At 69.5% G+C, this 10,708-nt stretch carries 3 protein-coding genes; all 3 read right to left on the bottom strand.

All coding sequences use genetic code 11. The features are described from left to right. Positions 1-3,234 (bottom strand): helicase-related protein (locus tag AB8Z75_RS02880; RefSeq protein ID WP_369199743.1); only part of this gene is annotated, 3,234 nt, incomplete at its 3' end. Then, complete coding sequence (locus tag AB8Z75_RS02875; RefSeq protein WP_369199742.1) at positions 3,231-5,153, bottom strand: UvrD-helicase domain-containing protein; 1,923 nt, start codon at positions 5,151-5,153, stop codon at positions 3,231-3,233. The genes AB8Z75_RS02880 and AB8Z75_RS02875, both read right to left, overlap by 4 nt. After that, positions 5,150-9,907 carry a DEAD/DEAH box helicase gene (locus tag AB8Z75_RS02870; RefSeq protein WP_369199741.1) on the bottom strand — a complete coding sequence of 1,586 codons (4,758 nt, stop codon included), beginning with the start codon at positions 9,905-9,907 and terminating at the stop codon, positions 5,150-5,152. Before AB8Z75_RS02870 ends, AB8Z75_RS02875 begins: the two co-directional genes overlap by 4 nt. Positions 9,908-10,708 lie beyond the last annotated feature (801 nt).

The raw sequence follows: 10,708 nt of genomic DNA, 5'->3' as shown, positions 1-10,708 counted from the left end.
GCCCGACTCCAGGAAGAGCTTCGACTCGGCGTCGACGTCGCGCAGGCTCCACAGGGTCTCCCACGCATGGGAACCCTCGGCGCGGTCGTCGAACGGGGCGAGCAGGGCGGGACGGGGGCTGTGGGGCGACTCGTAGGCGAGGCTCGGGTGGAGCTCCGCCTCCTCCAACCACCAGGACAGGAATTCCTCGACGGCGAGGTCGGTGGCCTGGGCCTCCTCGTCCGGTGCCACTTTCCGCACCCGAGAGACGATCCGCGGCTTCACCTCGCACCGGACGCGGTCGACGAAGCGGTCGATCCGGGCGGCCGCCTCGTTGTCGGCGGCCTCCTGGATCGTCAGCCGGGTCAGGGCGACGACGACGGCGTGCAGACCGCGGTCGCGGGCGCGGGCCGAGAACGGAGTGACCGACGTCGACTCCACCTCGCGATAGAGGGCCGAGTGGAAATGGGTGAAGTTCTCGTAGTGCGAGCGGTCACGGGAACGCGTCGCATTGAACATGACCGCGACCAGACCGGGATGCTGTCGGCCGACCCGACTGGTGGCCTGGATGTACTCGGCGGTGGTCTGCGGCTGGCCCATGACGGCCATCAGGCCGAGCCTGTCGATGTCGACGCCGACGGCGATCATGTTGGTGGCCAGGAGAACGTCGACCGTGTCCGCGCTGGGCAACTTCTTCTCGATCTGCTTGAGCCGGGCCGGAATGTCACTGGCGTCGACCCGGCTGGTCAGCTCGGCGTAGCCGCTGCTGTCCCGTGGCTCGCAGCCGTCGATCCCGGCAAGCACCTTGAGCTGGTCGACGACGTCGTCGTTGACCTGGAGCTCGGCGGCCGAGAGCAGCCGAAGGCTGTTGAAATAGCCGACCAGGGTCCAGTACGCGTCACGCACCTCGTCCGGGCAGTCCGCGCGCATTGCCTGGTGGAGGAGGGCCGCGTAGGTGCGGATGAGCAGCGTGGCTTGGCTGGTCCCGGGCGCGAAGAGGCCGACATAGCGGCGTGCGGCCTTGTGCTCGCGTGCGGTCTCCACGGCGAACCAGGAATCGCGGCCGTCCAGACCCGCCGGCGGGAATTGCTGTACGGAACGGTCGAAGAGGCTGCGGCCCTGGTCGGCGGCGCGGCGGATGGTCGCGGTGGAGGCGATCACCTTGGGATGGTCGGCGAGGGCGTCGACCGCGGTCTCGTAGAGGCCGGTGAGGGTGCCGAGCGGGCCGGAGATCAGGTGCAGCTCGTCCTGGACGATCAGCTCCGGGGCGGGCGTGCCGTCCTGCCGGTCGCGGTTGAACAGGGCGGCGGTGCGTGGCCGCCACGGCATCGACGCGAACTTGTCGACAGTGGCGATGACCAAAGTGGGGCGAGCGGCGTAGACGGCCTCGTCCACGATGTGCACCGGCAGGCCGCCGTGGAATGTGCAGGCCGTGTCCGGGCAGCGGACGTGCATCCGTGTGGCCAGGAGATCCACCTCGTAGGCGTGGGCATCGAGCCCCGCGCCGCACCAGGGGCAGGCGTGCAGCTGGACGGGGTTCTCGGTCTGGAGAGCCTGGCCGCCGGCAGCTTTGCGGAGCCGTTCCGCCGCGGAGTCCAGCGAGTTGGGTGTGGCCGATCTGCCCACCCACATGCCGATGGAGATCTCCTCATCGCCCAACTCGCCCGGCTCGCGGCGGCGCAGGGCCTCCATCGCGCAGATCAGGACCGAGGCGCGTTCGAATTGCTGGAGGGTGAGCAGGCGAAGGGTGTAGCGCATGAGCACGGTGACGCCGGCGCCGCGAGGGCCGAGGCGCAGCCGACGCAGGAACGTCGTGAAAGCGATCAAGCCGAGATACGCCTCGGTCTTGCCACCACCCGTGGGGAACCACAGAAGGTCGGAGACAGAGCGGTCCGGGTGCTCGGAGTCGTCGATGCCGGCGAGACAGAGCAGGACGAACGCGATCTGGAAGGGACGCCACCGGGCGTCCGTCAGGTCCGGTTCGCCCTTCCGACCGCCCTTGATCCAGGCGCTGCGGGCGCGCTGGGCGGCCATCGCCTCGTTGGCCAGCCGGAAGGCGCGCAGCACATCGGGCTTCTCGTCGAGCAGAGCGATGCCGGTCCGCATCCGCTCCAAAGTCTCGACGCAGTCGGCGATCCGCTCCTGGGCGGCCTGCTCATGGACGGTGCCGGACAGAGCCTTCGCGTCGAGACGACGGGCCGCGATCCACTGCTCGTAGCCGTCGGCCAGCCGGAACAGCGCGGTCATCACCTCGGCCTTCGAGCCGCGCGCCAGGCCCATCATGCCGAGGGCGGAGGCGTCGATCGCCGGGTTCGACTCGGTCAGCAGGACCTCGTGGCTCGGCACGAACTCGGTGCGGACCTCGTCGACGGCGGCGCACTCCATCTCGGCCAGGCCGACCGGAGCGGGCCTCCAGTCCCACTCGGCCGCGCAGCCGTGCCCGACCGCGAAGGTCGGCGCATGGCGGTACAGGAGACGGTTGGTGCGCACGTCCGGATCGTCCGTGCCACCGGCCGCGGGGCGCTCCACGAAGCAGCTCGCTCCATCCTCCGCGCGCACCATCAGCCCGGCCTGGAAGACGGCGAAGGCGTCGGCCAGGTCGCGTTCGGAGACGGTGTGGGTGTTGACGAGGGTCGCGGTCACCGTGACGGTTCCCGTCTCCGGGCTCGCAGGGCGAACCCGCACCGACAGCTGTAGTCCGGCGGCCAGTTCGGTCTTCAACGCCGCTACGGGAACGGTGACATCGACCGTGACCGGGGCGAGCGCGAGCTCACGGCGCCGCCAGTGCTCGGTCTGCGCATGGGTCGTGCGCGCCTCGGCCCGGCGGGCCGCGATCGGGCGGCCCTCGGCGTCGGTGGGCTCGTAGCGGGCGGCGCGGGCGGTGATGACGATCCGGGAGGCAAGGGCCGGTGCGACGGCGAAGGTGATGCCCATGGTGGACGGTCGACGCTGCCCGGCCGACGACGGCGCCGCGTCTGCGGGGTCGTCGTCCGGCGCCTTGACGCGCAGCTCGGGGGCCAGGTCTTCGGCCTGCGGGTCGCCCCCCTCGTCGACGGGCGCCGTGGCCTTGCCCTCGGCCCGGCGCGGGAAGAGCACGCCCGTCAGGTAGCGGGTGACTGGAGCGTCGTCCGTCAGCACCTCCTCCCGGTCGGGGTGGTCCTGCCCGTCGGGACCGAGAAGTTCGCGGCGCAGCCGATTCGCCAATGCATCGCGAACCCGGTAGTGGGCGGCGTGCCGCCCGTCGTTCGTGCTCACGCCTTCTCCTCGTCGTCGCTTCCGAACCCTGCGAACCGGGCCAGACCTGCCAACCGCACCGCCGTCCACACCCCGTTGCCCGCCACTTTGCAGTCGGCGGCGACCGAGGCTGCGCCACCGACCGCCTCCAGGCAGTCCACGTGACCGCCCACGATCCGCTCCGGCCAGTCACGGATCTCCCAGGTGTCGCTCACCTTGCGCACCGCGTGGAGCTCGCGCCGGAAGCTCTCCGAGACCTCGCCGACGATCCGCTCCTTCTCACCGTGGACGATCAGGTAACGCGGGCTCTGGCCGTCCCCCTCGGGCAACCTCAAGGGAGCGAGAAGTGTCACCGGGTCGCCGGGGCGGACAGCGCCGCGCAGGTACTCCTGGACACTCGCGGGCTCCGCGTCCGCGTCATGGCCCGGTGGGACGTCACGGCGGACGTCGCGACCGCGCAGCTGCAGGCCGTAGCGCTCCCAACGTTGCCACCCACCCAGGTAGGCGCGACCGGACCTGGGTTCGGTACGCAGCTGTCGTACCTCCGGACCCGGCACGTGCAGCAACTGGTCGCGGGCCCGCGTCATCGCCACATACAGTCCCCGCACCTCGGCCACCGGGTCGACCTGCCCCTTCGTCATGTTCGGCAGCGCCGACCAGTTGGGCGGGTCGAGGAGTACGACACGGTCGTACTCCAAACCCTTGGCCCGGTGGATGGTCGAGACGGTGAGTGGCGCAGTGTCGACGGGGGCCAGTTCCTCGGGAAAGCGGCCGGCGCCGATCAGCTCGCGCATGCGAGCGAGGTCGATCTGCTCGGCCCTGCCGGAACCCGCACGGGCGTGCCGCAGCAGCACTCGCCACGCCTCGTCACCTTCGATGCCGGGGTGCGGGCTGAGTTGAGCGAAGAGGGTGACGAACCGGCTCCTCGCGAGCACGCTCGCGTCGGTGCGGGCGCACAGGTCGGCGAACCAGCCGGGTGCGAAGCGATCCTCCAGCCTGCGTTTGAGGGTGTGCGGGACGCCGTGGTCGCGCAGCTTCTCGGAGACCATGAGCGCTTGGCGGTTGTCTCGGGTGAGGATCGCCGTCGGCGTCGGGTTGTCCCGCAGTGCCATGAGGAACAGCTCGTCGTCGAGGGAGTCGAAGCCCAGCAGGTCGAGGATCTCGTCGGACAGCTCCCGGTAGAGCCGCTCGGACTGCACCTCGGCTTCGCTCCCGCCCAGCCGCTGCACACGCCCGGAGAGCGGCAGGGCGGTGCGCGCCTCGGCGGTGCGGGAGCGGAAGTTGGCGGTGAGCTCCAGCTCGACCAGGTCGTCCGGATAGGAACCGCGCAGCCAGTCGATGAACCAGCCGTTCTCCGCCACGCGGTTCTCGGGCGACACCTGGAAACCGTAGATGCCCTGAGCGCTGTCGCCGACGATCGTGAAACCCAGCTCCTCCTGGTGCCTGTCGAGCAGCGTCTCCACCAGGTTCCGACGCTCGCCGACCAGGTCCTGCGCCTCGTCGATGAGGACATGCGCAGGGGGACCCTCCTCGGTCACCTCCAGGGCGCCGGCCGCGACGGCCTTCACCGCCGCCGCGATCCGGGTCTCGAAGGACTCGGCGTGCCACTCCGCGTCGGGGTAGGTACGCAGCAGCAGGTCGAGGGCCCAGGCGTCGAACGTGCGCGCCCGCACACGGTTCGCCCGCTCACCGTGGCGGGCGATCCGCTCGGTCAGCTCGCGCACCGCCGCCCGGGAGAAGCTGAGGACGAGGATCTCGCCTGCCTCCAGCGCCTCCTCGGGGTCGTCGCCGCCGACCAGGTGGTCCAGGCGTCGCACCACCGTGTGCGTCTTGCCTGAGCCCGCGCCCGCCATGACCAGCAGACGGGCGTCCCAGGGCTGTTCGACCACGGCGCGCTGCTCGTCGGTGAGCGGTGGCGCGGCGGGACTCGGGTGGGTCACGGACGGCTCCAGAGGTGCTCGAACTCGGTGAAGGCGAGGTTGTGGTCGTAGTTCTCGATGTTGTCGCGGACGTCGAGGATCAGACAGGTCTCCTTACCACCGTTGAGTTCTCCGCGCAGTCCGCGCCCGATCATCTGCTGGTAGACATTCGGGCTGTAGACGGGCCGGGCTACGACGACCGCGCGGGTGGCGGGGGCGTCGAAACCCTGGGTGAGCACGCCGAAGTTGGTGAGCACCCGAATGCGCCCGCTGCGGAAGCCCTCGACACGGGACTGGCGGTCCTGCGGCGAGGTGCCGCCGTCGATGGAGGCCGCGGTGATGCCGAGATCCTTCAACTGGGCAGCGAGCGTCTTGGCGTGGTCGACCGACGTGGCGAAAGCCAGCACCGGCCAGTCCCGGGGCATCTCCGCGATCTGCTCGACGATGCGGGCACTGCGCTCGTGATCCTGGGCCAGCCGGAGCTCGGCCGCGCGGGACAGCACCTTCATTTTGTCGACGTGCTCGATCTCCTCACGGCTCAGGGTGATCGAACCGCCGTGCATGACCTGATGCTCGACACGGGCGAGGACGCCGAGTTTGCGCAGCTCCGTGTATGGGTCCTCCTGGGCGAAGACTCCCTCGTCCAGACGTTTGGCACCGAACCGCTCGACGAGCCGTCGCGTCTCCTCCTCGCTGCGGCCCCGGAACGGGGTCGCGGTGAGCCCGAGCAGGTGCCTCTCGGTCTGGTGGGCGGTGAGCCCCAGCAACCTGAGGATGCGGGTGTAGCGCGGGGTGGTGGCGGCGTGTGCCTCGTCGACGATCACCAGCGCTGCCCGCCGAAGCCAGTCGTACGAGGGATCCGCCAAACACGACTCCACGTCCAGCTTGGCATCCGTGGCCACCACCAGGTGCGGACGGTCGTCCACCGGCCCGACCTCGCGGGTGCTCCAGAGCCGACTGATCGTCAGCGGCCCGGCCGCGCCCACCTTCTCCCAGACGAACTTCCAGCTCTGCACGGCCTGCTCGCACAGCTCCTCCGTCTGACCGATCCACAGGATCGGACCGGACAGCTCACCGGCCTGTTTGATCCAGCGGATCACAGCTTCGGCGACGATGCGGGTCTTGCCCGCTCCTGTCGGCAGCGACAACATCGCTCGCTGCGGCTGGAGCCGGTCGAGCATCGCGTAGATGCTCTCGGCCAGCTTCTCCTGGTAGGCGTGCAGACGTGGGAAGTCGCGCGGCCCCTCGACATCGATCCGCGACTCCAGGGTCGGCGTGCGGAATCCGGCGAACGAGCCGGGGAAGCCCAGCTCGGAGACGAAGCGGACGGCGGGCGCTGAGCCGTGGAAGCTGCCGGGCGCGTCGGGATATCGCTGCTGCAGGTCACGGGCGTGCACTTGCAGGACGCCCTCCTCGTGCACGTGGAGGGCGAGTTCGGCGGTGCGACGATCCGACACGTCGTCTCCCGTCGCGCTTCGCTCGGCATCCAGCAGCGTCTCCGGGAGGCGCTCGCGCAGGGTGTCCGCGCCGAGCAGCAGGAGTAGCTTCTCGACGACGTCCTCGGTGTCCCTCACCCGCTTCCGGGCGTCACGCCGCTCCTTGTCCTCGGCGTCCTTGCGCTCGTTGTCGAGGATCAGGCGGCAGCGGCTCGCGTCGAGGCCGAGGCGCAGCTCGGCGGCGACGGCGACGAGGACCTGCAGGCGGTCGGCGCCGTCCGCGACCAGGACCTGCGAACCGAGCAGGGCGCTTCGCAACGGCCTCGGGGTGACGCCGTTGGGCGTGCGGGTCACCTCTTCCAACTCCGAGCAGCGCACCACCGAGTACTGGGCGATCTTGCCGGCGACGATCTTCCGGAGCGACGGGAACAACTCACCGACCGGCACGGGTTCGTCGCTCGCCACATGCCGGGTCTCGACACTGATCACATCCGTGAACGGCATCATGTTCCAGCGTTCGATCATCAGCTCGGCGTCTTCGACGGAGCCGACCAGGAGCGCCGGAACCCGTTCCGCGCGCAGTGCCCGGTACTGGGCCTCGTCAGCGGTGACGGCGATCTCCGCGTCCTCGCGGGCCTCCCAGGCGTCACCGATCCGGCAGCGGGTGAGGCCCTCGGGGAAATCCAGTTCCCGGCGGGTGAGCAGCACGTACATCGAGCCGACGAACGCGTCGTCCTCGCTGCGGGACAGTTCGTCGAAGAGCTCCTGCCAGCGAGCACTCGGCAACTCTTCGAGCGTGGTCGCCAGGTGCAGTTTGCGGGCCTTCTCGACCGGCAGGTCGGCCACCGGGAGGAAGGCGCCGTACTCGGCCAGCTGAGGGCCGACGGCCTGCGCGAGCGGTTTGACGCCCTGCGAGGTGCGGACCCGGCCGTGCTTCCTCAACATCCAACGGATGGGGGACGGAGCCTGCTGGCGAGTGGTGGAGCGGTTGCCGACCTGGACGGTCCAGAAATCGATCAGCGCCTCGGTGGGCAGCTCGGTGAGGAAGCGGGCCCGGGCTTCCTCGGACATCCGCTCCAGCAAGTGCAGAGGTCCTCCGACCGCCGAGCCCTCAGCCTTGATCGTCGGAAGGCTCGGTGCCCGGTTCGCGAACTCCGCCTTGCGGGCCAGCCCCTTGCGCAGGGCCTCGCGGTAGTCGTCGAACCAGTGGGTGCCGGTTACGTCGTGGCCAGGGGTGGGCCGGTCGCTCAACCCCAGGTCGTGGAAGAAGGAGCGGTCGTCGGAGTGGAACCCCGGATCGACCGCGATCGTAGGATCGGACTCCGCTGTGACCACCGGACCGGGCAGCATCGCGTCCCGCACCGGTACGAACCGCCCGGCGACCGTGCGCACATGCAGAACTGTGGCTGCGTCGTCGACCTTCTGCAGAATCCGGTGGCCCAGACGGTTGCTGCCTGCCCGGTGCAGGCGGTCCCAGAACTGCTCCCACTGGCGCGGGCCGTAACCGTCGAAACCGGCCTCCAGCACGGAGAGAAACCGCCCTTCCGCGTCCGCCTCGCGCACCCCGAGGGTGCGCAGGGCGCGAGCGGCCTCCGGGTCGGCAGCCAGTTCGGGGTGGACATAGGTGAGGGTCTCGCGCAGGGCGCTGTCGTCGCTGCGCAAATAGATCTGGCCCGCGGCGGGCGGAACCATGCCCATGTCCTCGGTGAGCAGGACTTTCGCGGTGCGTGCCTCGGCGGCGAAGCTCGGGGCGGTTTCCACGATGTCGGCCACGATGGTCAGGGCGACGGTCGAGGCTTTCGGGCTACCGTCCGTGACCACCGCCTCAAGCCACTCCCTCAGGCTCGCCCGTTCCTTGCGGGCGGCGGCCAGCACGTGTTCGACCTTGCCGGAGCGCAGGTCCGTGGCCTCGACCGAGGGGTGCAGCCAGTTCGTGGGACGGCCAGGGTACGCGTGCCACATCCGCAGCCAGCGGGCGAGTGCCTTGTCCTTGCCGAGGGACGGGTGGACGTGTAGGTCGTCGGGAAGGCGGAGTACTCCGTCCTGATCGGGGAGGGAGGGGCGGCGGGACGTGGCTTCCCAGATGGTCCGGGTGAGGGACTCATCCGCCCAACTGAGCATCTCCACGGCCTTGGTGCGGCCGGGCAGCAGGGGCAGGTAGGCGGCCGGGTCCTCGGCCGGAGCGAGTTCCGGAAGCGAGTCGACGACCAGCTCGGCGGCCACGCGCAGCATCTCGGTGTTGAACGCGCTGGCGTCCAGCAAGTTCTGCCGGTCCTCGTTGGTCTTCCAGGCCCCGTTGAGAATGCCCGTCAGGGTCATCTCGTACTTGGTCGGGAAGAACGACCACATCCGGCCACGCCCCGACTGGGCCTGGTGCAGACCCGACTTCTCATCGGGGATGAACTTCGGGACGGCCCACGCCAGGTCCAGACTCACCCGGTCGTGCAGCTCGCCGGCGTCCGCGCGGGCGGCGGGGGATGGCTCGTGCGTGGTGCGGAAGACCCACCAGTCCCGGGTCTCCGGTGCCTTTTGGGTGCGAACCTCGTGCACGCTGTGGTGAACGCCGTCGTGCGTGACCGTGAGCACGCGGCGCTGGATCGGTCGCCGGCGGCGATCCTCCAACGTGACCGTGCCGACGTGCGGCGAGAAGAGCTGGAATCCGGCGGGGAACTGTTCACGGCCCAGCGGGCGCCCGGTCCCGGTGTGCCCGAGCATGTCCTCGCTCAGCCGGTCCGCCATGCCCTCCAGCAGCGGCAGCCGCACCACGGTTGTGTACGTGCCCAGCAGCTCGTCCAGGACCGGGTCGGCGGCACGCTCGGCGGCTTCGTCCAGCGGACGGGCCATGCGCAGGACGGGGGCCTCGAAGTCGTCGCCGAGCGTCTCGGTGACGTTGGGAACCGAACGGATACGCTCCCGGGCCCACGCGCGATCGAATCCGAATGATCCGCTCTCGGAAAAGAACTGCGGAGTGTCCGTGACGACCAGGACGGACTTGACGCCGACACCGAATCTGCCGATCTGGCCCCCACGCTTGTTCGAGACCCCCATCCGGAGAATCGTGTCGACACCTTCCGGGGTGACCGGAGTCCCCTGGTTCGCGCAGTAGAGGTGCGACTCCGTCAGAACGGCATGAATCTTTCCCCCCGGTTCCGCAGCCACCTCGTCGGCACCGTTCTGCACCACTTCGAAGAGCTGACGATCACCGTATCCGCCCTTGGTGATGCGGCGCTCCGCATTCGCGTTCTCGGTGACGATTTTGGGGTCCTCGGCGTAGACCCGCAGCACCGTCTCCGACATGTCGATGACCTGCTTGATCACGGGCAATGAAATGTCGTTCATGACGCTCCGATCGGAGAAGGGCCGGCGAAAGCGGGTGAGCGGGAGGTCAGGCGGTGCCCTGCGGGTCGCGCCGGAGCGCACGCGACCCACACAGGATGACGCGAAGCTGCTGGTGGACGCGGTGGCGCAGCACCTTCAGGTGCGTCGGCAGTAGCACACGCCACGGCGCGCCAACTGGTGCCGGTGACGGGGGTAATGAACACTACCGCTGCACCGTTCGCGGTTTCCATGGCCCCATTTCCCGGGGCAGTGGATGCATTCCAGGGCGTCCCGCAGGGATCGCATGGACGCTTCCGTCTCCCCGTATCGGCGGAGACACGTGGTGCGCTCTTCCTCGGAGGTGCACATCGAGAACTCGGCCACCATTTTTTGGTAGCGGGCGAGCCTCTCCTCGCATGACTCGGGAGGCTCGGGGGCGGTTGGCAAGGGCGTGATCCTCTTCCTTTGGAGAAGACGGGAGCCGTGAACGGCGATTCGGTGGCGCGAGCGCTTTCCGGCGGGTGTACCTGGAAAACGGCAGAGCTCTGGCCCGGTTTGCGCGGTCCGATCCGGGGTGTGGATCCGATCGCTGGCCGATAACGCTAGAGCGGTCGCCAGCGGACCGCAAGGCGTTTGGGCGGACGGGAAACGGAGCCATCGATTCCGGCGTGGTCGACGTAACTTCCGGCGAGGCCGACGGGGTTGTAGTGGAGCGTGGCACTCCGGAAGGCGGTTCGCTCGACCGTGATCCGACGGTGCCCTTCCACCACCTCTTGTCTTGCCACCGCCTCCCGCTAATGGGAATCCTCCCCGAGTGATGAG

The sequence above is a fragment of the Streptomyces sp. PU-14G genome (assembly GCF_041028275.1).
In the GTDB taxonomy this organism is placed as follows: Bacteria; Actinomycetota; Actinomycetes; order Streptomycetales; family Streptomycetaceae; genus Streptomyces.
Note: the sequence above shows the minus strand (reverse complement) of the source record. Positions and strands in the feature narration are given on the sequence as shown.